The 22,575-nt window shown below is 58.9% G+C and carries 23 protein-coding genes; 12 read left to right on the forward strand and 11 right to left on the reverse strand.

Annotated features, from left to right (window positions below; all coding sequences use genetic code 11):
- Window positions 1-266: 266 nt before the first annotated feature.
- Window positions 267-1,820 carry a nitric oxide reductase transcriptional regulator NorR gene (gene norR, locus KW837_RS25115; RefSeq protein WP_218398930.1) on the reverse strand — a complete coding sequence of 518 codons (1,554 nt, stop codon included), beginning with the start codon at window positions 1,818-1,820 and terminating at the stop codon, window positions 267-269.
- A 147-nt stretch (window positions 1,821-1,967) separates the two neighbouring features.
- Here norR and hmpA point away from each other — a divergent pair, with 147 nt between their 5' ends.
- Both hmpA and KW837_RS25125 read left to right on the forward strand, forming a co-directional pair.
- On the forward strand, window positions 1,968-3,149 hold the full coding sequence (gene hmpA, locus KW837_RS25120) for an NO-inducible flavohemoprotein (RefSeq protein ID WP_218398931.1): 1,182 nt from the start codon (window positions 1,968-1,970) through the stop codon (window positions 3,147-3,149).
- Between the two features lie 232 nt (window positions 3,150-3,381).
- Entirely contained in the window at window positions 3,382-4,158 is a 777-nt protein-coding gene (locus tag KW837_RS25125; RefSeq protein WP_218398932.1) for an ABC transporter substrate-binding protein, read from the forward strand.
- Window positions 4,159-4,282: 124 nt separating this feature from the next.
- On the opposite strand, the gene KW837_RS25130 is transcribed toward KW837_RS25125, so the two are convergent.
- The 5 genes from KW837_RS25130 to KW837_RS25150 all read right to left on the reverse strand — a co-directional run bounded on the left by KW837_RS25130 (window position 4,283) and on the right by KW837_RS25150 (window position 9,609).
- Window positions 4,283-4,924, reverse strand: a complete 642-nt coding sequence (locus KW837_RS25130; protein WP_063341476.1) for a transcriptional regulator — start codon at window positions 4,922-4,924, stop codon at window positions 4,283-4,285.
- Window positions 4,925-5,016: 92 nt separating this feature from the next.
- Window positions 5,017-6,144, reverse strand: coding sequence for an FAD-binding oxidoreductase (locus KW837_RS25135; protein ID WP_218398933.1), 1,128 nt, complete (start codon window positions 6,142-6,144; stop codon window positions 5,017-5,019).
- Window positions 6,145-6,293: 149 nt separating this feature from the next.
- Window positions 6,294-7,241 (reverse strand): ornithine cyclodeaminase family protein, encoded by a 948-nt coding sequence (locus KW837_RS25140; protein ID WP_218399025.1) that lies wholly within the window; start codon window positions 7,239-7,241, stop codon window positions 6,294-6,296.
- Between the two features lie 138 nt (window positions 7,242-7,379).
- Window positions 7,380-8,867, reverse strand: coding sequence for an ATP-dependent RNA helicase RhlB (rhlB, locus tag KW837_RS25145; RefSeq protein ID WP_123494444.1), 1,488 nt, complete (start codon window positions 8,865-8,867; stop codon window positions 7,380-7,382).
- An 85-nt stretch (window positions 8,868-8,952) separates the two neighbouring features.
- Window positions 8,953-9,609: an alpha/beta hydrolase gene (locus KW837_RS25150; RefSeq protein ID WP_218398934.1), complete on the reverse strand. Its 657-nt coding sequence runs from the start codon at window positions 9,607-9,609 to the stop codon at window positions 8,953-8,955.
- Window positions 9,610-10,078: 469 nt separating this feature from the next.
- Between KW837_RS25150 and KW837_RS25155 the strand changes: the two genes are divergently transcribed.
- The 4 genes from KW837_RS25155 (at window position 10,079) to KW837_RS25170 (ending at window position 14,241) form a co-directional block, all read left to right on the forward strand.
- Window positions 10,079-11,110, forward strand: a complete 1,032-nt coding sequence (locus tag KW837_RS25155) for an amino acid ABC transporter substrate-binding protein (protein WP_123494442.1) — start codon at window positions 10,079-10,081, stop codon at window positions 11,108-11,110.
- Between the two features lie 65 nt (window positions 11,111-11,175).
- A complete protein-coding gene (locus KW837_RS25160; RefSeq protein WP_123494441.1) occupies window positions 11,176-12,357 on the forward strand; it encodes an amino acid ABC transporter permease in 1,182 nt (393 codons plus the stop codon).
- 10 nt (window positions 12,358-12,367) lie between these two features.
- The gene (locus KW837_RS25165; RefSeq protein WP_007905491.1) at window positions 12,368-13,465 is read left to right on the forward strand and encodes an amino acid ABC transporter permease; all 1,098 of its coding nucleotides are present in this window, start codon (window positions 12,368-12,370) and stop codon (window positions 13,463-13,465) included.
- An 11-nt stretch (window positions 13,466-13,476) separates the two neighbouring features.
- The gene (locus KW837_RS25170) at window positions 13,477-14,241 is read left to right on the forward strand and encodes an amino acid ABC transporter ATP-binding protein (RefSeq protein ID WP_008053474.1); all 765 of its coding nucleotides are present in this window, start codon (window positions 13,477-13,479) and stop codon (window positions 14,239-14,241) included.
- A gap of 65 nt (window positions 14,242-14,306) precedes the next feature.
- Here the strand turns inward: KW837_RS25170 and KW837_RS25175 are convergent, their stop codons facing one another.
- The gene (locus tag KW837_RS25175; RefSeq protein WP_218398935.1) at window positions 14,307-14,795 is read right to left on the reverse strand and encodes a type II toxin-antitoxin system MqsA family antitoxin; all 489 of its coding nucleotides are present in this window, start codon (window positions 14,793-14,795) and stop codon (window positions 14,307-14,309) included.
- Window positions 14,792-15,103, reverse strand: a complete 312-nt coding sequence (locus KW837_RS25180; protein ID WP_218398936.1) for a type II toxin-antitoxin system MqsR family toxin — start codon at window positions 15,101-15,103, stop codon at window positions 14,792-14,794. The genes KW837_RS25175 and KW837_RS25180 overlap by 4 nt, the downstream gene beginning before the upstream one ends.
- Window positions 15,104-15,269: 166 nt before the next feature.
- Here KW837_RS25180 and KW837_RS25185 point away from each other — a divergent pair, with 166 nt between their 5' ends.
- The 5 genes from KW837_RS25185 to KW837_RS25205 all read left to right on the forward strand — a co-directional run bounded on the left by KW837_RS25185 (window position 15,270) and on the right by KW837_RS25205 (window position 19,202).
- Window positions 15,270-15,929 carry a FadR/GntR family transcriptional regulator gene (locus KW837_RS25185; protein ID WP_218398937.1) on the forward strand — a complete coding sequence of 220 codons (660 nt, stop codon included), beginning with the start codon at window positions 15,270-15,272 and terminating at the stop codon, window positions 15,927-15,929.
- Window positions 15,919-17,235: a CynX/NimT family MFS transporter gene (locus KW837_RS25190; protein ID WP_218398938.1), complete on the forward strand. Its 1,317-nt coding sequence runs from the start codon at window positions 15,919-15,921 to the stop codon at window positions 17,233-17,235. The genes KW837_RS25185 and KW837_RS25190 overlap by 11 nt, the downstream gene beginning before the upstream one ends.
- A gap of 112 nt (window positions 17,236-17,347) precedes the next feature.
- Window positions 17,348-17,818 carry a nuclear transport factor 2 family protein gene (locus tag KW837_RS25195; RefSeq protein ID WP_218398939.1) on the forward strand — a complete coding sequence of 157 codons (471 nt, stop codon included), beginning with the start codon at window positions 17,348-17,350 and terminating at the stop codon, window positions 17,816-17,818.
- Between the two features lie 39 nt (window positions 17,819-17,857).
- The gene (locus tag KW837_RS25200; protein WP_007905504.1) at window positions 17,858-18,178 is read left to right on the forward strand and encodes a GIY-YIG nuclease family protein; all 321 of its coding nucleotides are present in this window, start codon (window positions 17,858-17,860) and stop codon (window positions 18,176-18,178) included.
- An 88-nt stretch (window positions 18,179-18,266) separates the two neighbouring features.
- Complete coding sequence (locus KW837_RS25205) at window positions 18,267-19,202, forward strand: glutathione S-transferase family protein (RefSeq protein WP_218398940.1); 936 nt, start codon at window positions 18,267-18,269, stop codon at window positions 19,200-19,202.
- 104 nt (window positions 19,203-19,306) lie between these two features.
- Here KW837_RS25205 and KW837_RS25210 read toward each other — a convergent pair whose 3' ends face one another.
- Window positions 19,307-19,657: a glutaredoxin family protein gene (locus KW837_RS25210; RefSeq protein WP_123494432.1), complete on the reverse strand. Its 351-nt coding sequence runs from the start codon at window positions 19,655-19,657 to the stop codon at window positions 19,307-19,309.
- Window positions 19,657-20,661 (reverse strand): nucleoid-associated protein YejK, encoded by a 1,005-nt coding sequence (yejK, locus tag KW837_RS25215; protein ID WP_007905511.1) that lies wholly within the window; start codon window positions 20,659-20,661, stop codon window positions 19,657-19,659. The genes KW837_RS25210 and yejK overlap by 1 nt, the downstream gene beginning before the upstream one ends.
- 396 nt (window positions 20,662-21,057) lie before the next feature.
- Here yejK and KW837_RS25220 point away from each other — a divergent pair, with 396 nt between their 5' ends.
- Complete coding sequence (locus KW837_RS25220) at window positions 21,058-21,339, forward strand: HU family DNA-binding protein (protein ID WP_007905514.1); 282 nt, start codon at window positions 21,058-21,060, stop codon at window positions 21,337-21,339.
- A gap of 213 nt (window positions 21,340-21,552) precedes the next feature.
- Here KW837_RS25220 and rlmF read toward each other — a convergent pair whose 3' ends face one another.
- Complete coding sequence (gene rlmF, locus KW837_RS25225) at window positions 21,553-22,575, reverse strand: 23S rRNA (adenine(1618)-N(6))-methyltransferase RlmF (RefSeq protein WP_007905515.1); 1,023 nt, start codon at window positions 22,573-22,575, stop codon at window positions 21,553-21,555.

The following is a 22,575-nucleotide window of genomic DNA, read 5'->3' on the forward strand; positions in this document are numbered from 1 at the left end:
ACCTTCTGTGGAAAAAGGTGATGGGCGATTGTGAAGATCGCCAACAGCTATCGATGCCGGGTTATCGACTTGTTGGGGGTAGGCTTTAGGCATATTCCCCAGCATAACGACCAACGCGACCTTTGTAGCAGCTGCCGAAGGCTGCGTTCGACTGCGAAGCAGTCGTAAACCTGCGCAGGCGATATATCCAGGTACAACGTGGTGACCGGTTTGGCGAGGACTTCGTCCTCGAACGCAGCCTTCGGCAGCTGCTACAAAGCATCGCGTTACTTCATACCCAACCGCTTGGCCATCCGTCCAAGGTTCGCCCGATCCAGCCCCAGCTCCCGCGCCGCGCTGGCCCAGTTGTTCTGGTGCCGTTCCAGGCAAGCGCTGATCAGTTGGCGCTGATAATGCTCGGTGGCCTCACGCAAATCCCCTGCAATTAATGCCGCCGCCGGTGCCGCAACCACCGGTTCTGGCGCAGGTTCAACGCTGCCATTGGGCAAGTCCAGATCCGCCGCACTCAAACTGAGAATCTTCGGCCGTTGCTTGCAGTTACCCAACGCCTTCAATGCACTGCGACCAATCAAATGCTCCAGCTCTCGCACGTTCCCCGGCCAGTCATACGCCAACAATGCCGCTTGCGCATCACTGGTCAGGCGCAGGCTGTTGAGGCCCATGCGTGAGCGGTTTTGTTCCAGGAAGTAGCCGCTGAGCAGCAGCACATCCCGACCGCGATCGCGCAGTGCGGGCACCAGCAGCGGGTAAACGCTCAAGCGATGATAGAAGTCGGCACGGTAGCGACCGCTGCGCACTTCTTCAGCCAGGTCACGGTTGGTCGCGGCGATCAATCGCACGTCGACCTGATGTTCCTGGTCCGACCCCAAACGCTGCAATTGCCCGCTCTGCAGCACTCGCAGCAATTTGGCCTGAACCGTCAGCGACAGTTCGCCCACTTCATCGAGAAACAGCGTGCCGCCATTGGCCAGCTCGAACTTGCCGCGCCGATCATTCGTCGCGCCGGTGAAAGCCCCGCGCACATGGCCGAACAATTCGCTCTCCACCAGCGTATCTGGCAGGGCGGCGCAATTGAGGCTGATGATCGGTTTGTCGGCCCGTGGGGACGCCGCGTGGATGGCTTGGGCCACCAGCTCTTTGCCGACTCCGGTTTCGCCGGTGATCAGCACCGTCAGGTCGCTGCCGCCCACCAGGCTGATCTCTTCCACCAGTCGTTTGTAAGTCTTGCTCTGGCCGATCATTTCGCGGTTCTGCTGGCCGCTGGCCTGACGGTAAACCTCGGCGCGCTGATGTTCGTCCTCAACGCGATTGGCCAGCCGCTCGATGCGCTCGGCGGCGTTGACCGTGGCGGCGGCGAGGCTGGCGAAGGCTTGCAGGGCGTCCAGTTCGATCGGTTCGAAACGTTCAGGGTCGAGCGCGTCGAGGGTCAGCAAACCCCACGGACGCTCGTCGATAAACAGCGGGCAGCCCATGCAGTCGTGGACCTCCAGATGTTCGTGAAGACCATCGACCAGACCGTCATAAGGGTCGGGCAAATCGCTGTCGGCGGCGAAACGAGTCGGGCCGGGGCTGCTGAGCAGCGCTTCGAAACGCGGGTGTTCGCTGACTTTGAAACGTCGGCCGAGGGTGTCGGTGCTCAACCCGTCCACCGCCAGCGGCACCAGCCATTCGCCGTCCAGTCGCAGCAGGGCCGCGGCGTCGCACGGGAGCAGGGCGCGCATGGCTTCGAGCAAGCGTCGGTAGCGCTCGCCTTCGGGCAGTTCGCGGGACAGGTCGGAGACCAGAGGCAGCAGGGTCGTGAGCAATAATTTTGCAGTCATAATGACTCCGTGTAGTCGGTGTGACTATAAAGCGTCGCGTGTCGATATGACTACTGTGTTTTTAACTTACTGATTTATAAGGTTTTAATTGTTGGCATGGAAACTGATACGTAAAGGTTATTCATATAAAGCCCAGGGGTTGCTCTTATGCTTAGCGTTCAAGATCGTGCCATCATCAAGTCCACCGTTCCGTTGCTGGAAAGCGGCGGCGAAGCGTTGATCACTCACTTCTATCGCATGATGCTCTCCGAATACCCGGAAGTCCGCCCGCTGTTCAACCAGGCCCACCAGGCCAGTGGCGATCAGCCTCGCGCCCTGGCCAACGGTGTATTGATGTATGCGCGGCACATCGATCAGCTCGATCAGTTGGGCGACCTGGTGGCCAAGATCATCAACAAGCACGTGGCCCTGCAGATCCTCCCGGAGCATTACCCGATTGTGGGCAGCTGCCTGTTGCGAGCGATCTCCGAAGTGCTGGGCGAAGAGATTGCCACTCCGGAAGTGATGAGTGCCTGGGGCGCGGCCTACAATCAACTGGCTGATATTCTGATCGGTGCCGAAGCCAGCATTTACGACCAGAAAGAGCAGGCTCCGGGCGGCTGGCGCGGTGCGCGGGAATTCGTCGTGGCGGGCAAGGTCGAGGAAAGCGCGGAAATCATTTCTTTCTACTTCGAACCGGCGGACAAGGGTCCGATTCTCGCGGCAGAGCCTGGCCAGTACATCGGCATGAAACTGATCCTCGATGGCGAAGAAATTCGACGTAACTATTCGCTGTCGGCGCTGGCCAACAAGGGCCAGTACCGCATCAGCGTCAAGCGCGAAACCGGCGGCCGCGCTTCCAACCATTTGCACGATCAACTGCACGTCGGCGCAAGCATCATGCTGTTCCCGCCAGCGGGGGATTTCACCCTGACCGCCAGCGACAAACCGTTGGTGCTGATCAGTGGCGGCGTCGGCATCACCCCGACGCTGGCGATGCTCGAAGCGGCGCTGGCGACCGAGCGGCCGGTGCACTTCATTCACTGCGCGCGTAACGGTAGCGTGCATGCTTTCCGTGACTGGATCGATGGCCTGGCCGAGCGTCATCCGCAGCTCAAGCGTTTTTATTGCTATGCCGAAGACGATGGGATCAGCCCGGCAGCGGACAAGGTTGGCCTGTTGAGCCAGGAGCAACTTGGCGCGTGGTTGCCAAAAGAACGCGATGTGGATGCGTACTTCCTGGGGCCTAAAGGCTTCATGGCGGCGATCAAGCGTCACCTCAAGGCTTTGGGTGTGCCAGAGCAGCAGAGCCGTTACGAGTTCTTCGGGCCGGCTGCCGCGCTGGAATAACTCTCTGGGCGGTTCCTGAGGGCCGGGTCGGTGTTTCGCTAGTTTGCGAAGCACCGACCCGGCCTTTTTTGCATTTGGCTAGCACCCGACCAGAGGCCGGGTATAAGGCTGTCTGCCCGATTGACGGATAATACGTAAAAGTCCAGTATGGAAATATAAGTACAAAAAAGTGCTTCCCCGTTTCAGCTTCTTCTGTCTTGCCAAACCAACAACAACCCGCGAGAGAACGAATATGAAGAAATTCCCCCTCATCACCGGTCTGGCCTTGAGCCTGTTGGCGTGCAGTAGCTTGTTCGCCGCCGAGAAAGACCTGCGTATCGGTATCGAAGCGGCTTATCCGCCGTTTGCGTCCAAAACCGACAAAGGCGAGATTGTCGGCTTTGACTACGACATCGGCAATGCGCTGTGCGCGCAGATGAAGGTCAAGTGTGTGTGGGTCGAAGGCGAGTTCGACGGTCTGATTCCTTCCCTGAAAGTGAAGAAAATCGACATGGCGCTGTCGTCCATGACCATCAACGAAGACCGTAAGAAATCGGTGGATTTCACTCACAAGTATTACTTCACCTCATCGCGTCTGGTGATGAAGGACGGCGCAGTGGTGGATGACCAGTACGCCAGCCTCAAGGGCAAGAATATCGGCGTGCAGCGCGCAACCACCACCGACCGTTACGCCACCGAGGTTTTCGAACCCAAGGGCATCAACGTCAAGCGCTACAGCAACAACGAAGAAATCTACATGGACCTGGCAGCCGGTCGTCTCGATGCGATTTTTGCCGACACTATTCCACTGAATGACTTCCTGTCGATGCCGCGTGGCAAGGGCTATGCGTTTGTCGGGCCGGAATTGAAAGACCCGAAATACGTGGGTGAGGGCGCCGGGATTGCCGTGCGCAAGGGCAACACGCAGTTGGTGGCGGATCTGAACAAGGCGATCGACGAGATTCGCGCCAATGGCGAGTATCAGAAGATTTCGCAGAAGTATTTCAAGTCGGATATTTACGGCGATTGATTAATCGCTTTCGCGAGCAAGCCCGCTCCCACAGTTGATCGAGTTCTTCCTGAAGAAATGCGATTGAATGTGGGAGCGGGCTTGCTCGCGAAGGGGCCCTGTCAGACAGCCAAAATCCCAGGGCCTATCCCTTCAATTCCTTCAAATGCTTGTACACCGTCGCCCGCCCCATGTTCAGCACATTGGCCACATAGTTGGAGGCGCTTTTGCCTTTGAAGGCGCCTTCGGCGTGCAGCGCCAGCACCAGTTCGCGTTTGTGGTCGCGGGTCAGCACGTTCAGGCTCAACTGACGCTCGCGTAGCCAGGTGTGCAGAAAGGTGTTGATCCGTTCCTGCCAGTCATCGCGAAACAGTGAGTCCGGTTGCGGGATCAGCTTGGTCGGCGACAGGAACAAATCCAGCGCCGCTTTCGCGTTCTCGAACAGCGAGATATTCAGGTTGATGCACAGCACTGCCAGCGGACGACCCTCGCTGTCGCGCAACACGCTGCTGAGGCTGCGAATCTTCTGGCCGTCCCAGTTGAGCTTTTCGTACGGCCCGATGTTTCGTTCGCTGACGTCTTCGCTGAGCATGTCTTCCAGCGACGAGTCATCGCCGATTTCCCGTTTGGACAGGTTGTTGGCGATGTAATCGACCTTTTGCGTGCGCAGGTCGTGCAGCACCACCTCGGCATGAGGGAAGAACAACGTGGCGATGGCATCGGCAATCGCGCGGAAGTTGTCCATGGACGTAGCGTCCAGGGCCGAGTCTTTTTCAGGTGCGTTCATACAGTGGAACTCCAGGCAGCGTCAGCGCCCCGTTAAAAAGGGGCACTGGAAGTTTGCCGCAATCGTGTGGACACGTCACCTGACGGGCAGGATCAGCTCAAGCGGGCGGGGGAGAGCATCTCGGCGTCCAGGCCGAAACGGGTGAGCTGCTCGGGCAAGGCTTCACCGCGTACCAGTGCAGCGCTGGCCTGGCCCATGGCTGGCGACGTCTGGATGCCGTAGCCGCCTTGCGCCGCGACCCAGAACAGCCCCGGCACCTGCTGATCGAAGCCGGACAGCAAATCCCCGTCGCGCACGAAACTACGCAGGCCGGCCCAGGTGCGGGTCGGGCGGCGAATGGTCAGGGTGGTGGCTTCTTCGATCTGGTAAATGCCCATGGCGATGTCCAGTTCTTCGGGCTGCACGTCGTGCGGTTCCACCGGGTCGGCGTTGGCCGGTGAGCCGAGGAACATGCCGGCGTCAGGCTTCATGTAGAAGGATTCATCGAGGCTGACCAGCATTGGCCAGTCATGGATATCCAGGCCCTCGGGGCCGGCAAAGATAAAAGCTGCGCGGCGCTTGGGTTGCAAACCCATTGGTTTGGCACCGGCCAGCTCGCCAATCTTGTCGGCCCAGGCACCGGCGGCGTTGATGATGATCGGGGCGCTGAAGGTCTGAGTGTTGGTTTGAACCTGCCACTGCCCTTCGACATCCCGGGTCAGGCTCAACACTTCGCTGTCGGTATGCACTTCACCTTTATTGCGCCGGATACCGCGCAGATAGCCCTGATGCAGAGCGTCGGTATCGATGTCGCTGGCGGTCGGGTCGTAGATCGCGCCATGGACTTTTTCCCGACGCAGGATCGGCAGGCGCGCACAGGCTTCGTCGGCGCTGAGCCATTGCATTTGCGGCACCGTGGCTTTGGCGCTCAGGTATTGATTGCTCAGCTCGGCCGGATCGCCGGTGAAGTCGACGGTCATCTCGCCGCGCGGGGTCAGCAGCGGGTGTTCGCAGAAACCGGGCGGCGGTGCGTCGAAGAAGTCGCGGCTGGCCTGGGTCAATGCCCGAACCTGCGGTGTGCCATAGGCAGCGGTGAACAGCGCCGCCGAGCGTCCGGTGGAGTGATAGGCCGGATGGGATTCGCGTTCGAGCACAATCACCCGCCCGTGCTGCGACAGCCAGAAACCGGTGGAAGCGCCGGCAATCCCGCCGCCGATGATGATGAAATCTGCCTGGCTCATGAACGTCTCCTGTGGGGCGCAAATGCCGAAATTGTGGAATTCCCCTGTAGGAGCGAGGCTTGCCCGCGAAGGCGGTGTGTCAGTCTTGGTTTATGTCTACTGACACACCGCCTTCGCGGGCAAGCCTCGCTCCTACGAAGGGCGTGCTCTTAGCGCTGTAGTTGGTAAAGGGCATTGGCCAGTGCGATGTCTTCCAGGCCCAGGCCGATGGAGCGGAAGAACACCGTGCGGTCGTAGTCGGGGCGCTGCACTTTTTCGCTGAGCAAGTCGGGCAGGTCGCCGACAATCGAACGCTTGTCCCAGCCATGCTGCTCACCGGCGATCAGCATTTCGCCGGCCGAGCCCGGAGTGGTTTGACGATAGTCACAGAACACCTGCATGTCATTGAGGCTTTGCGGAGGCACCTCATGGGCGCGTGGGGCGTTGGTGCTGATGGAGGTGATCAGCGCCGGTTTGCTCAAAATTGACGGGTCTATCACCGGGCCGGCGGACGAGGTGCAGAGCATGATCACGTCGGCATCTTGAATCGCGGCTTCGCAACTGTCGACGAGGGTCAGCCGTGGATCGAGGCTTTTAAGCTGTGCCAGCGCTTCGGGATTCTTGCCGTTCAGGCTTGGCGAATAAAGGCTGATGCTTTGCCAGTCCCGCAGGCCCTTGACGTAGTGCAGGTGCGCCTGGGCCACTTTACCGCTGCCGATGATCGCCAGGCGCTGAGCATTCAATGGAGCAAGGGCATCGACCGCCACCGCCGTCGTCGCGGCGGTGCGTGCGGTGGTCAATTCACCGGCCTCGCAGAGCAGCAGCGGCTGACCGGTCTGCATCGACATCAGCAACGTCCAGGCGGTTACGAGCGGGCCTTGCTCGCGCACGATGTAAGGCGACGTCTTGACGCCATAGACCCCGTCTTCGGCCAGCACACCCAGGTAGTTGATGAAGTCCCCGGCACCCTGCGGGAATTCCACCAGCTGTTGTGCCGGCTGCACGGCTTGCCCGGCGGCCAGGTCGCGGAACAGCTTGCGCAGGATCTGCGGCACGTCAACGTGTGCCAGCAGTTCGCGGGCTTGAGGTTGGGTGATTACATAAGGCGTGCTGGGCATGGTCGGCTCCGGGCGCTGGAAGTAAACTAATTTGTCCATTATGGACTTTTAGTTATCTCTAGCAAGTCCTGTTGAAAAAGCCGGACGAAAAAAAAGCGCAGTCCGTTGCCGGCTGCGCCCCTTTCTGAAAGGCCCGAGTTACGGGCGCTTGCGCTCAACCGCCCGCAGCAGATGCGTCGGTGGCGTTTCACAACTGATCTTGCGACCCAGCAACGCCTCGATGGACGGTAGCTGGTAGGAGTCGTCTTCACCGGCAAAACTGATGGACACGCCATCCGCGCCGGCACGGCCGGTACGACCGATGCGGTGCACGTAGTCGTCCGGGACTTCCGGCAGGGTGAAGTTGATCACGTGGCTGATGCCGTCGATGTGAATGCCGCGACCGGCCACATCGGTGGCCACCAGCACGCGGATCTTGCCTTCGCGGAAACCTTCCAGGGTCTTGATGCGCTTGTGCTGTGGCACATCGCCAGACAGCTGCGCCGCGTTGACGCCATCGCGCACCAGGCGTTCTTCGATGCGCCGCACTTCGTCCTTGCGGTTGGCGAAGACCATTACCCGTTCCCAGCCGTTATCGTTGACCAGGTTGTAGAGCAATTTGTATTTGTCGGCACCGGCCACCGCGTAGATGTGTTGCTCGACGTTTTCGCTGGCCACGTTCTGCGCTTCGATCTCGACGATCGACGGGTCGGTGGTCCATTGCTTGGCGAGGTTCATCACGTCTTCGGTGAAGGTCGCGGAGAACAGCAGCGTCTGGCGCTCGTTCTTCGGCGGAGTCTGGCGAATGATCTGACGCACTTGTGGGATGAAACCCATGTCGAGCATCCGGTCGGCTTCGTCCAGTACCATGACTTCGACCATGTCCAGGTGCACGTCGCCACGCTGGTTGAAATCGAGCAAACGGCCCGGAGTGGCCACGAGGATGTCGCAGTGACGGGCTTCGAGGTGCTTGAGTTGCTTGTCGAAGTCCATGCCACCGACAAACGTCATGACGTTGAGGCCGGTGTACTTGGTGAGGTCGGCTGCGTCCTTGGCGATCTGCACCACCAGTTCCCGGGTCGGGGCGATGATCAGTGCTCGCGGTTCACCCATGTAGCGCTCTTTGGGCGGCGGGGTTTGCAGCAGCTGAGTGATGATCGAAATCAGGAAGGCAGCGGTTTTGCCGGTGCCGGTCTGGGCACGACCGATGGCGTCTTTGCCCGCGAGGGTGAAGCCGAGCACCTGCGCCTGGATCGGCGTGCAATACGGAAAGCCCAGGTCCTGAATGGCGTGCATCAGTTCGGGGGCGAGTTTGAAATCGTGGAAGCGGGTTTTGCCTTCCTGGGGTTCGACGACGAAGTCTTCGAGTTTCCAGGGAATAACCGGCGCTTTTGGCTTGGGTTCGCGACGCGGTTTTGCCGGTTTCGGGGCTTCGCTGCGCGGCTGCTCAGAGGCGATGGGCTCGGCTGCGGGGGCGGTCGGTGTGGTCACCGGCTCGTGCTTCGGTGCCGCTACGGTTGCGGTCCGGCCAGGCTGATTACCGTCGGTGCGGTGGCTGGGAGTATGAGAAGGAGCGCTGGAGACTGGCGCGAGCTGCTCAGTCTCGCTTTTACCGAACATTTTCTTGAGTGCTTTGAGCACGGTCATCTCATCAATTGGTTAAGGAATATACGCCGGCCAGTGTAATGCAAGAATCGGGCGCGGCGTAGTGGGATGGATCAATGGGTAGCTTTTAACGCAAACGCTCGGCGAGCCAGACGCCGATGTCACGAATTTCTTCAGGTAACACTTCGTGGCCCATTGGGTATTCCTGCCATGTCACGGTGACACCACGCTGCTTCAAATACTCATAGGCGGTTCGGCCCATGGAGTTTTGCACAACGTCATCGTACTGGCCGTGCAATGACAGCACCGGAATGCGCTGCTGGCTGGCGGAAAGCTCCAGTTCATCACTGAAGGTCGGCGCATAAGTCGAGAGGGCAAGTACGCCACCCAGCGGTCCCTGCCATTTCAGAAAGGCTGTGTGCAATACCACGGCGCCACCTTGGGAAAAACCGGCGAGAAAGATGCGCGAGGCGTCTATTCCGCTGGCCTTCTGCTCTTCGATCAAATCAAAGACCCGTTGCGCGGATGCCTCCAGCTGCTCGCGGCTGATCGCGCGCGCCGGGCTCATTGCCAATATGTCGTACCAGCTTGGCATCTCATAGCCGCCATTAATGGTGACGGCGCGAGTCGGTGCCTGGGGCAAAACGAAACGGGTGCTGAGCAGGTTTTCCTGTAGTGCCTCGGCTACCGGCAAAAAGTCGTAGCGGTCGGCACCCAGCCCGTGAAGCCAGATTACGCAGGCGTCTGCGGGCTTGACGGGTTGAAGAATCAGGGGCTCGGTCATGTCTGCTCCATTGTTGTGCGTGCGCTCTCATTAAGTGCGAGGTTCGAGTGCGCAATGGGTTGATCAGTTAAGAAGATGTCGCAAGGTTGAAAGTTTTGCTATTGATCTTGCGCTGAATCGCTTTAGCGAGCGGTCTGGTACGGGCTTTGCTATGGGGAAGCCTGTGCAACCAATCTCATGCCTTGCGGTAACACTATCAGTGTATGGCTGGTCATGGGATAGCAAAGAATCCGGTGATGGATGTTCGCCAGTGGCCGCTACGGGCTTCGCGAACGTGAAAGGGCTACAGCCCGTTCGGCCGATTGGTGAGAAGGGAGTTGTCCATGATGTGGATTTTCTCCTACTAGACTCATAGCGACGGTCCTTACGTCGGTTGACCCTAAAAAAAGCCAACATGGGTCAACAACGCCTCATAAGGGTGCGACAGGGCTCAAGCTCCGACACAACAAGAGCAAAACTGGAGGTTTGAATGAAGTTATTGAAATCCACCCTGGCCATCGTGACTGCAGCCGCAGTACTCGGTGTCAGTGGGTTCGCTCAGGCGGGTGCAACCCTGGATGCAGTGCAGAAGAAAGGTTTCGTACAGTGTGGTGTGAGTGACGGTCTGCCGGGCTTCTCGGTTCCGGACTCCACTGGCAAGATCGTCGGTATCGATGCTGACTTCTGCCGCGCTGTGGCTGCTGCCGTATTCGGCGACGCGACCAAGGTCAAATTCAGCCAGTTGAATGCCAAGGAGCGTTTCACTGCTCTGCAGTCCGGCGAAATCGACGTGCTGTCGCGCAACTCCACCATGACCAGCTCCCGTGATGCGGGCATGGGCCTGAAGTTTCCAGGCTTCATCACCTACTACGACGGCATCGGCTTCCTCGCTAACAGCAAGCTGGGCGTGAAAAGTGCCAAGGAACTGGACGGTGCAACCATCTGCATCCAGGCCGGTACCACCACTGAGCTGAACGTCTCCGACTACTTCCGCGCCAATGGCCTGAAATACACCCCGATCACATTCGACACCTCCGATGAAAGCGCCAAGTCGCTGGAATCCGGTCGTTGCGACGTGCTGACCTCCGACAAGTCCCAGCTGTTCGCCCAGCGCAGCAAGCTGGCCTCGCCGAAGGACTACGTGGTTCTGCCGGAAACCATTTCCAAGGAGCCCCTGGGCCCGGTCGTGCGTAACGGCGACGACGAGTGGCTGGCCATCGTGCGTTGGACTGGCTACGCCCTGCTCAATGCTGAAGAAGCAGGCGTGACTTCGAAGAACGTCGAAGCCGAAGCCAAATCCACCAAGAACCCTGACGTCGCTCGTATGCTGGGCGCTGACGGTGAATATGGTAAAGACCTGAAACTGCCGAAAGACTGGGTCGTGAAGATCGTCAAGCAAGTCGGCAACTACGGCGAGATGTTCGAGCGCAACCTCGGCAAGGATACTCCGCTGCAAATCGACCGCGGCCTGAATGCGCTGTGGAACGCTGGCGGCATTCAATACGCACCACCAGTGCGCTGATGGTTCTATCACCCGGTGGGCCAACCACCGGGTGATGTTCTGTTCCATTATTTCCGGGGCACTTCATGCAAAATTCAATCGGCGCACCTAAGCAGAGGCTCAGCCTCAGCGATCCACGAGTGCGTGCGTGGCTGTTTCAGATCATCACGGTTGTCGCCGTGGTCGGGATGGGTTGGTACCTGTTCGACAACACGCAAACCAACCTTCAGCACCGGGGCATTACCTCGGGTTTCGACTTTCTTGAGCGCAGTGCCGGTTTCGGCATCGCTCAGCACCTGATCGACTACACCGAATCGGACAGCTATGCCCGTGTGTTCGTCATCGGTTTGCTCAACACCCTGCTGGTCACCTTTATCGGTGTAATCCTGGCGACGATCCTCGGTTTCATCGTCGGTGTGGCACGGCTGTCGAAGAACTGGATCATTGCCAAGCTGGCGACGGTGTATGTAGAGGTCTTCCGTAACATTCCGCCGCTGCTGCAAATCCTGTTCTGGTACTTCGCCGTGTTCCTGACCATGCCGGGGCCACGCAACAGCCATAACTTCGGCGACACCTTCTTCGTCAGCAGCCGCGGCCTGAACATGCCTGCAGCGTTGACGGCGGATGGTTTCTGGCCGTTTGTGGCGAGCATCGTCGTGGCTATCGTCGCGATCGTGCTGATGAGCCGCTGGGCGACCAAACGCTTCGAAGCGACCGGTGTACCGTTTCACAAATTCTGGGCAGGCCTGGCGCTGTTCCTGGTGATCCCTGCGCTGTGTGCCTTGATCTTCGGCGCGCCACTGCACTGGGAAATGCCGGAGCTCAAGGGCTTCAACTTCGTCGGTGGCTGGGTGCTGATCCCGGAACTGCTGGCGCTGACCCTGGCCCTGACGGTGTACACCGCGGCGTTTATCGCCGAAATCGTGCGTTCGGGCATCAAGTCGGTCAGCCACGGCCAGACCGAAGCGGCCCACTCGTTGGGATTGCGCAATGGTCCGACCCTGCGCAAGGTGATCATCCCGCAAGCCCTGCGCGTGATCATTCCACCGCTGACCAGCCAATACCTGAACCTGGCGAAAAACTCCTCGCTGGCGGCCGGTATCGGTTATCCGGAGATGGTGTCGTTGTTTGCCGGTACGGTGCTGAACCAGACCGGGCAGGCGATCGAAGTCATTGCCATCACCATGAGCGTGTACCTGGCGATCAGTATCAGCATTTCCCTGCTGATGAACTGGTACAACAAGCGCATTGCGCTGATCGAGCGGTAAGGAAAAGCGCATGACGACTCATACTTTCAAACCCGACATGCCACCACCGAGCAGCAGCATCGGTATCGTGGCGTGGATGCGGGCGCACATGTTCTCCAGCTGGATCAACACCCTGCTGACGCTGTTCGCGTTCTATCTGATTTACCTGATAGTTCCGCCTGTTGTGAGCTGGGCGATTCTCGATGCCAACTGGGTCGGCACCACTCGCGCCGATTGCACCAAGGAGGGCGCCTGCTGGGTGTTCATCCAGCAGCGCTTCGGCCAGTTCATGTACGGTTACTACCCGACAGACCTGCGCTGGCGCGTAGACCTGACCGTGTGGCTGGCGGTGATTGGCGTGGCGCCGTTGTTCATCGCACGCGTTCCACACAAGGCAATCTACGGCCTGAGCTTTCTGGTGCTCTATCCGATCATTTCCTACGTCTTGTTGCACGGTGGATGGTTCGGTCTGACCGAAGTGGCGACCAGCCAATGGGGCGGCTTGATGCTGACTCTGGTGATCGCTACCGTCGGTATCGTCGGTGCATTGCCGCTGGGTATCGTTCTGGCCTTGGGCCGGCGTTCGAACATGCCGGCGATTCGCGTGGTCTGCGTGACCTTCATCGAATTCTGGCGCGGTGTGCCGTTGATCACGGTGCTGTTCATGTCGTCGGTGATGTTGCCGTTGTTCCTGCCCGAAGGCATGAACTTCGACAAACTGTTGCGCGCGCTCATCGGTGTGATCCTGTTCCAGTCGGCCTACATCGCTGAAGTGGTGCGTGGCGGTCTGCAAGCGATCCCCAAAGGTCAGTACGAAGCGGCTGCAGCGATGGGCCTCGGATACTGGCGCAGCATGGGCCTGGTGATTCTGCCGCAAGCCCTGAAGCTGGTGATCCCTGGCATCGTCAATACCTTCATTGCGCTGTTCAAGGATACGAGCCTGGTGATCATCATCGGTCTGTTCGATCTGCTCAACAGCGTCAAGCAAGCCGCCGCCGACCCGAAATGGCTGGGCATGGCCACTGAAGGCTATGTGTTCGCGGCCCTGGTGTTCTGGATTTTCTGTTTTGGTATGTCCCGCTACTCCATGCATTTGGAACGTAAGCTGGACACTGGCCACAAGCGTTAGGAGCGTAGTTTATGAGTGAAGCGATCAAACAGCCTGTGAGCCCTGAAGGCATTATTCAGATGCAGGGCGTGAACAAGTGGTACGGCCAGTTCCACGTGTTGAAAGACATCAACCTGAACGTCAAGCAGGGCGAGCGCATCGTCTTGTGTGGCCCATCGGGTTCCGGCAAATCCACCACCATCCGTTGCCTCAACCGACTGGAAGAACACCAGCAGGGTCGCATCGTGGTCGATGGCGTGGAGCTGACCAACGACCTCAAGCAGATCGAAGCGATCCGCCGTGAAGTCGGCATGGTGTTCCAGCACTTCAACCTGTTCCCGCACTTGACCATCCTGCAGAACTGCACCCTGGCGCCGATGTGGGTACGCAAGATGCCCAAGCGCAAGGCCGAGGAAATCGCCATGCATTACCTGGAGCGCGTACGCATTCCGGAGCAGGCGCATAAATACCCGGGGCAACTGTCTGGCGGTCAGCAACAGCGTGTGGCGATTGCCCGTGCCCTGTGCATGAAACCAAAAATCATGCTGTTCGACGAACCGACTTCGGCACTCGACCCAGAGATGGTGAAAGAAGTTCTGGACACCATGATCGGCTTGGCCGAAGACGGCATGACCATGCTTTGCGTAACCCACGAAATGGGCTTCGCCCGTACCGTGGCCAATCGCGTGATCTTCATGGACAAAGGTGAAATCGTCGAACAGGCTGCGCCGAACGACTTCTTCGACAACCCGCAGAATGAGCGCACGAAGCTGTTCTTGAGCCAGATTCTGCATTGATTGGCGCTTGGCAGTGAAATAAACCCGGACAGTGTTCCGGGTTTATTTTTGTCTGGATTTCGAAGTCAGGACGCCAGTGTTGTTTCCTGTTCCGGGAATCGTGCAGCGAGCAATCGCCTCAAGTCAGTGCCTTCGTTCATTGCTTGTATTTCAGCAAGTAAATGCGGATGACGATCCAACAGGCGCATTAGCGTGAACAAAGCTTGAGGTGGGGGAAGTTCGCCGCGCTCGTATCGTGAGAACGCATTGTGACCAGCGCCGGAAAGCAACTTCACTGCTTCCTTCTGCGTGAGATGCATTTTGCGGCGGATACGCTTCATCTCGGTGCCCATGATTTGAAAGCAGTCTTCGAGCAGTTTATCGCCAGCGTCGGAGTAGCGCTCGGCGCTGTCAGTATCATTATCGAAAATGATTTCACCGCAGACCTTGCACTCCCAGCCTGCAATATCGTGCACCCAGCGTGATACGTTCTTGTAGTCGACACTGAGGCTGCGACCTTCGAAATGTTGCATGGCGTGTTGAGTGCCACAACTCATGCATTGCCGCGTATTCATACGTTCCGCTCCTTGAAAGAGATCACCGGGGGCCCACCTTTGGGGCAGTAGGTCACTTTGATGTAGAGCTCCATTTCCTGAAATGTAGTGTGGTAAACGTCCTGCCAGCTTCGGTGATCGGTGTAGCACGTCATCGACTTATAGAGCATCCGGCGTTCCAGCGAGCAAATGACTAACTCCATATCTCGCAGGTTCAATCCCATGCGCTTGCCGGACCTCAATGCGACTTGAGTAAACGCTTTGGCTCCTTGCCTTCTGAGCTCATCCTTGACGACTGACAAGGCGTAGTGGGGTGTGTTCTTTTCCATAAGAAACCGTGAACCCTATCCCTGAAATTACCCTTAAAGGGTAATTTTGACCAATCGAAAATCCCGCTCCATTCCCTCTCTCTGACCGTAGGCGGTTGCCGTCCTACACGAAGCTGACTAACATGTCAGAAAATTCATCCTATGATTGGATGAAAGGGCGAATTCTATGTCAGACATTTCTCCGTTAATTAAACGATCCCTGGTCGATCAGGCCCTGGATCAGTTACGCCTGCGCATTAACCAAGGCATCTGGACGGTCGGCCAGCGCTTGCCTACCGAGCCGGAACTGGCGACTGAGCTGGGCATCAGCCGCAACACCGTGCGCGAAGCCATGCGTGTACTGGCGTTTTCCGGGTTGATTGAGATTCGTCAGGGCGACGGTAGCTATTTGCGGGCGGTGGTTGATCCTTTGGACACGATGAGGGCGTTGTCCCGTTGTTCGCAGGAGCAGGCCAGGGAAACCCGGCACATTCTGGAAGTCGAAGCCATTGGTCTGGCTGCATTACGTCGCACCGATGAAGACCTGGTGGCGTTGCGTGAAGCGCTGGGCGTCAGCGGCAGTCACTACCACGGCGATCTCGACACCTACATTGCTTGCGATCTGGTATTTCACCGTCGACTGGTGGATGCGGCGCACAACCCGACACTCAGCGAGCTGTATCGCTATTTCTCCAGCATCGTCGGCGCGCACTTGCGCCAGACCTTGAACATCTCACCTCGACGCCAAGCGGTGTTCGACCTTCATATCGAACTGCTCGATGCCGTCGAGCAACGCGACCCGGAACGGGCAAAAGCCTTGTCGAGGCAGTTGATCAATGAACCTTGAAACCGAGAACCCCATGTCCACCCAGCAGGCCAGTAACAGCAGCATCATTGAGCTCAAGCGTACGGCGGAGCTCGAAGAGCTGTTGATCGACGCCGAGGCTGATGACGAACAGGCTCAGCAAACTCACCCGGTCCTTCAGCGGCCATGGCTGCTGTTGCTCGGCCTGATTCTGGTGGCGCTGAACCTGCGTCCGGCATTGTCGAGCATGGCGCCGATGCTCAGCGAGATCTCGAAGACGCTGGGGCTCTCGGCTGCCCAGGCCGGGTTGCTGACAACCTTGCCGGTACTTTGCCTCGGTCTGTTCGCACCCTTGGCGCCAGTGCTGGCGCGGCGTTTTGGTGCCGAACGGGTGGTGTTGGGAATTCTTCTGATGCTGGCCGGCGGGATCATGTTGCGCAGTTCGTTCGGCGAGGTCGGCCTGTTCGCCGGTAGCGTGCTGGCCGGCGCCAGTATCGGGGTGATCGGCGTGCTGCTGCCCGGCATTGTTAAACGCGATTTCCCGAAACAGGCCGGCACCATGACCGGCGTCTACACCATGGCGCTGTGCCTGGGCGCGGCCATGGCGGCTGGGGCGACGGTGCCGTTGAGCGAGCATTTCGACAAGAGCTGGGCCTTGGGTCTCGGTTTCTGGGTGGTTCCAGCGTTGGTCGCGGCGATTTTCTGGTTGCCGCAAGTCGGTCAGAAACACGGCGCGCATCATGTTGCCTATCGGGTCCGAGGGCTGTTGCGTGATCCGCTGGCCTGGCAAGTGACCTTGTACATGGGCCTGCAATCGTCTTTGGCCTACATCGTGTTTGGCTGGCTGCCGTCGATTCTGATCGGCCGCGGTCTGACGCCAACCCAGGCCGGTCTGGTGTTGTCGGGTTCGGTGATTGTCCAGTTGATCAGCTCGCTGGCAGCACCCTGGCTGGCGACGCGTGGCAAGGATCAGCGGCCGGCGATCGTGATCGTCATGGCAATGACCCTCGGCGGTTTGTTCGGTTGCCTCTATGCACCGATCGATGGCCTGTGGGGCTGGGCGATCCTGCTGGGGTTGGGGCAGGGCGCTACGTTCAGCCTGGCGTTGACCCTGATCGTGCTGCGTTCGCGGGACGCCCATGTCGCGGCCAACCTGTCGAGCATGGCCCAGGGCTTCGGCTACACCCTGGCGTCCATGGGGCCGTTCGCGGTCGGTGTAGTGCATGACTGGACCGGCGGCTGGACTGCCCTGGGCTGGATCTTCGGCGTCATCGGCCTCGGTGCGATCATCGCCGGCCTGGGTGCCGGGCGTTCGCTGTACGTTCAGGTTCAAAGCGAGAAGGTTTGACGCTTGCGCACTGTCGGTATTCGGGCCACGAATGCCGATAGTGTTCCGCGCATTTGTTGACTATCGTGCAGGCAATCTTTCGATGCCACTTTGCAACCCGGAGAGCCTGTCCATGAGTGATGCCCACAACGCCTTGATCACCCGGTTCTATCAAGCCTTCCAGCGGCTGGATGCCGAGGCCATGAGCGCCTGCTACACCGAGGACGTAGTGTTCAGTGATCCGGCGTTTGGTGAACTGCATGGGCGCGACGCCGGCGACATGTGGCGCATGCTCACCACCCGGGCCAAGGACTTCTCCCTGACCTTCGATAATGTGCGCAGCGATGAGCGCACGGGCGGTGCCCATTGGGTGGCGACCTACCTGTTCAGCCAGACCGGCAATACCGTGGTCAACGACATCCAGGCGCGTTTCGTGTTTCGTGACGGCAAGATCTGCGAGCATCACGATAGCTTTGATCTGTGGCGCTGGTCGCGTCAGGCGCTGGGTTTCAAAGGGCTGTTGTTGGGCTGGACGCCAGCGGTGAAAAACGCCGTTCGTGCCCAGGCCTTGAAGGGGCTGAAGGCATTCCAGGCCAGTCGCTGATAAGATCGCCGCTTGTTTCCTACAAGCCTTGATCGTCACGTGAACACCTCGAGCGAATCTTCCGTCATTGCCGCCGAACCGCCGCTGCCCGTCAGCAAACCCTGGTTCGTCTACCTCGTTCGCGCGGCCAATGGTTCGCTCTACTGCGGGATCAGTGACGATCCCGTGCGCCGTTTCGCCACCCACCAAAGTGGCAAAGGTGCGCGCTTCTTCCTGTCCAGCCCGGCCGTGGCGCTGGTGTACACCGAAGTCTGTCGCGACAAAAGCGAAGCACTGCGCCAGGAACGATTGATTAAAAAACTCAAGAAAAGCGCCAAGGAATGTCTGGTGGCGAGCGCGGCTGCGGGCTTATCAATCTGACTGATAAGCGCCCATCAGGCAGATGGGTAGGCTGCTTGTGGATTGCGCGCTAAGCTGCGGGTTCCTTATCCGAGCGGCGGAGCCGAGCATGTCCGAGTTGATTCTTCATCACTACCCGACGTCCCCTTTCGCCGAAAAGGCCCGCTTGCTGCTGGGCTTCAAGGGGCTGTCCTGGCGCTCGGTGAACATCTCGCCAGTGATGCCGAAACCCGATCTGACGGCGCTGACCGGCGGCTATCGCAAGACGCCGGTATTGCAGATTGGTGCTGATGTCTATTGCGACACGGCGCTGATGGCGCGTCGTCTGGAGCAGGAAAAAGCCTTGCCGGCGTTCTTCCCGGAAGGCCAGGAAATGATCACCGCGACCTTCGCGGCATGGGTTGATTCAGTGGTGTTCCAGCATGCGGTCAGCCTGGTGTTCCAGCCGGCGTCGGTGGCGGTGCGCTTTGGCAAGTTGTCGCCGGAAGCGATCAAGGGGTTCCTGGCCGATCGCGCCGGCTTGTTCAGTGGTGGCAGCGCCACACGGTTATCGGCAGAGCAGGCTCGGCATCAGTGGCCAACGATCATGGCGCGCCTGGAGCAGCAGCTTCAGCGCGAACAGGGCGACTTCCTGTTCGGCGAGCCGTCGATTGCCGACTTTGCCCTGGCCCATTCGCTGTGGTTCCTCAAAGCGACACACGTGACATCCCCGTTGGTGGATGCTTATCCGGCTGTGTCGGCCTGGTTTGGCCGGGTGATGGGCTTTGGTCATGGCGCGTTCAGCGAGATGACTTCTGAGGAAGCGCTTGAAGTCGCGCGCAACGCCACACCGGCTGCGTTGCCGGATGAGCAGTTCGATGAGCCGAACGGGTTCGAGGTTGGCCAGCAGGTGGTGATTGCAGCGACCGATTACGGTGTTGATCCGGTGGCGGGAGAGTTGCTGTTTGCGGGTAGCGAAGAGCTGATTTTGCGTCGCGAAGATGAGCGGGCCGGCGTGGTGCATGTGCACTTTCCTCGGTTCGGGTTCCGAATCGAAAAACGCTGAACCCCGTAGGAGCGAGGCTTGCCCGCGAAGAACGATAACGCGGTACAACAGATACACCGCGTTATCGTTCTTCGCGGGCAAGCCTCGCTCCTACAGGTTTGTATTTACTTCAATGCAGCAAGAACCTTGTCCGGGTCATACCCGCGTATCAACGTGCCGTTCACATCGATCAGCGGAATCCCGCGTCCTCCCAGCGCCTCGTAGGCCTTGCGCGCCTGGGCATCTTTCTCGATATCGAATTCCTTGTACGGAATGCCTTTCTGGTCGAGAAAGCGTCGGGTCAGCTTGCAGTAGCCGCACCAATCGGTGGCGTAGAGCACGACGTTGGCCTTGGCCTGGGTCTGCTCGGACACCACCTGCGAGGGGTGAAACACCCGCTCGATCTTGCCCCAGTTCTGGTAAACCACGACCACCAGCAAGATCAGCAGGCACTTCTTCAATACACCGCCGAGCATCAGTTGCGTCGCTTGAGCTGATCGGTCAATTGGGTCGGCAGGCCTTTAATGATCAGCGTACCGGCTTCTTCGTCGTATTCGATCTTCGAGCCCAGCAGATGCGCTTCAAAGCTGATGGACAAGCCCTCGGCACGACCGGTGAAGCGGCGGAACTGGTTCAGGGTGCGTTTATCTGCCGGAATCTCGGGTGACAGGCCGTAGTCCTTGTTGCGGATGTGATCGTAGAAAGCTTTCGGGCGTTCTTCGTCGATCAGCCCGGACAGTTCTTCCAGGCCCATGGGCTCGCCCATTTTTGCCTGGCTGCTGGCGTAATCCACCAGGGTCTTGGTCTTCTCGCGTGCGGACTCTTCCGGCAGGTCTTCGCTTTCGACGAAGTCACTGAAAGCCTTGAGCAGGGTGCGGGTTTCGCCGGGGCCGTCGACGCCTTCCTGGCAGCCGATGAAGTCGCGGAAGTACTCCGAAACCTTTTTGCCATTCTTGCCTTTGATGAACGAGATGTATTGCTTGGATTGCTTGTTGTTCTGCCACTCGGAGACGTTGATCCGCGCCGCCAGGTGCAACTGGCCAAGGTCCAGGTGTCGCGAAGGGGTCACGTCCAGCTGATCGGTCACTGCCACGCCTTCACTGTGGTGCAGCAGGGCGATGGCGAGGTAATCGGTCATGCCCTGCTGGTAATGCGCAAACAGCACGTGGCCGCCCACAGAGAGGTTCGACTCTTCCATCAGCTTTTGCAGATGTTCCACTGCCACTCGGCTGAAGGCTGTGAAGTCCTTACCGCCGTCGAGGTATTCCTTCAGCCAGCCGCTGAACGGATGCGCCCCGGACTCGGCATGGAAGAAACCCCAGGCCTTGCCTTGTTTGGCGTTGTAGCTCTCGTTGAGGTCGGCAAGCATGTACTCGATGGCGCTGGACTCGGCCAGTTCGGAATCGCGGGCATGAAGAACTGCGGGTGTGCCGTCGGGTTTTTTGTCGATCAGGTGGACGATGCAATGACGGATCGGCATGGGCTTCTCGGCTGATTGAAGAGAGGAGGGCGTGCTCCCCCGAAAAAGCGCCCAGTGTACCGCAACCACTGGTTTTGGCGCGGTACGAAGGTCAATTCGAAGCTGCCCGACGGCCCTTATGCAGCTTTTTCACGATTTAGAGCAATAAAGCTGACCAAATGGGTAGCTAGAGGCGGATATTTCCCCGTCTCTGTGCTAGTTTTGCCCGGTCTTACGCGAAGTCACTGCGTTAAGCGTGCATTCAGCATTTGTCAGGTCGAACCAAACCCTGATTTCGGTATCTATAACCCCGACTCGTCGAGGTTATGCCGAGGGTGCCAGATCCAGAAGATCGGGCTCGATGGCTGACACTGCACTCTGCAATCCATATGAATTTGATAGGGAAGGAACACTACAATGGCTCTTACTAAAGACCAACTGATCGCCGACATCGCTGAAGCTATCGACGCGCCAAAAACCACCGCGCGTAACGCTCTGGACCAACTGGGCCAAATCGTTGCTGATCAGCTGGAAAACGGCGGCGAAATCACCCTGCCAGGTATCGGCAAGCTGAAAGTGACTGAGCGTCCTGCCCGTACCGGCCGCAACCCTTCGACTGGCGCTGCCATCGAAATCGCTGCCAAGAAAGTTATCAAGCTGGTTGTGGCCAAAGGCCTGACCGACGCTGTTAACAAGTAAGACTTGTTAGAAAAAACCGTGCTCCGGAGCAATCCGGGCACGGTTTTTTTGTGCGTGCGATTTACCACAAACACCGCTAAACCAATGTGGGAGCGGGCTTGCTCGCGAAGTCGGTGTGTCAGTCACCATTGAAGTCGACTGACACACCGCCTTCGCGAGCAAGTCGAATCGTCGCACCGCCGCTCCCACAGTTGATCTACGTCGGTCAGTTAATCAGCTTTTACGCGCCCAGCGTTCACGCCAGACCTGCTGCTCGCTTTTAGTCTGGAACGTCCAGGCGACAAAGCGGCTTTGCTTCTGCCCCTGAGACATTTCCACGACCTGGCTTTCCAATACACCGGCCTTTTTCAGTGCCGTCTGGATCGCAGGCAGGTTTGAGGCTTTCGAGACCAGAGTGCTGAACCAAAGCACTTTGTGTTGAAAATGCGCACTCTCGGCGATCAGTTGCGTCACAAAGCGTGCTTCGCCACCTTCACACCACAGTTCGGCCGATTGACCGCCAAAGTTCAGCACTGGCAGTTTGCGTTTCGGGTCGGCGCGGCCCAGTGCGCGCCATTTACGCTCGCTGCCCTTGGTTGCCTCGTCCATCGAGGCGTGGAACGGCGGGTTGCACATGGTCAGGTCGAAGCGTTCGCCGGGTTCGAGCAGGCCCAGCAGAATGTGCTTGGGATTGCTTTGCTGGCGCAGCTGGATGGCTTTGTTCAGCCCGTTGGATTGCACGATGGCTTTGGCGGCGGCCACGGCCGTCGGGTCGATTTCCGAGCCGAGGAAGTGCCAGCGATAGTCGCTGTAGCCGATCAGCGGATAGACGCAGTTGGCGCCCATGCCGATATCGAGCACCTTGACCGGCGCACCGCGAGGTATTTCACCGTCGTTGACGCTGGCCAGCAGGTCAGCCAGGAAGTGCACGTAGTCAGCACGGCCCGGCACCGGTGGGCACAGGTAATCGGCCGGGATGTCCCAATGGGCGATGCCGTAGAACGACTTGAGCAGCGCCCGGTTGAACACCCGAACCGCGTCCGGGCTGGCGAAGTCGATGCTTTCCTTGCCATACGGATTGATGATCACGAACTTCGCCAGCTCCGGCGTGGTTTTGATCAGCGCCGGGAAGTCGTAACGACCCTGATGGCGATTGCGCGGGTGCAGGCTGGCCTTCTCGCGGGGTTCCACGGCTTTGGCCGGGGTAGCGGAGTCAGGCTTCTTGCGCGCAGGTCTTGGTGTGCGGGGGGCGTTCAT

The sequence above is a fragment of the Pseudomonas sp. PDM24 genome, assembly GCF_019218905.1.
GTDB lineage: Bacteria > Pseudomonadota > Gammaproteobacteria > Pseudomonadales > Pseudomonadaceae > Aquipseudomonas.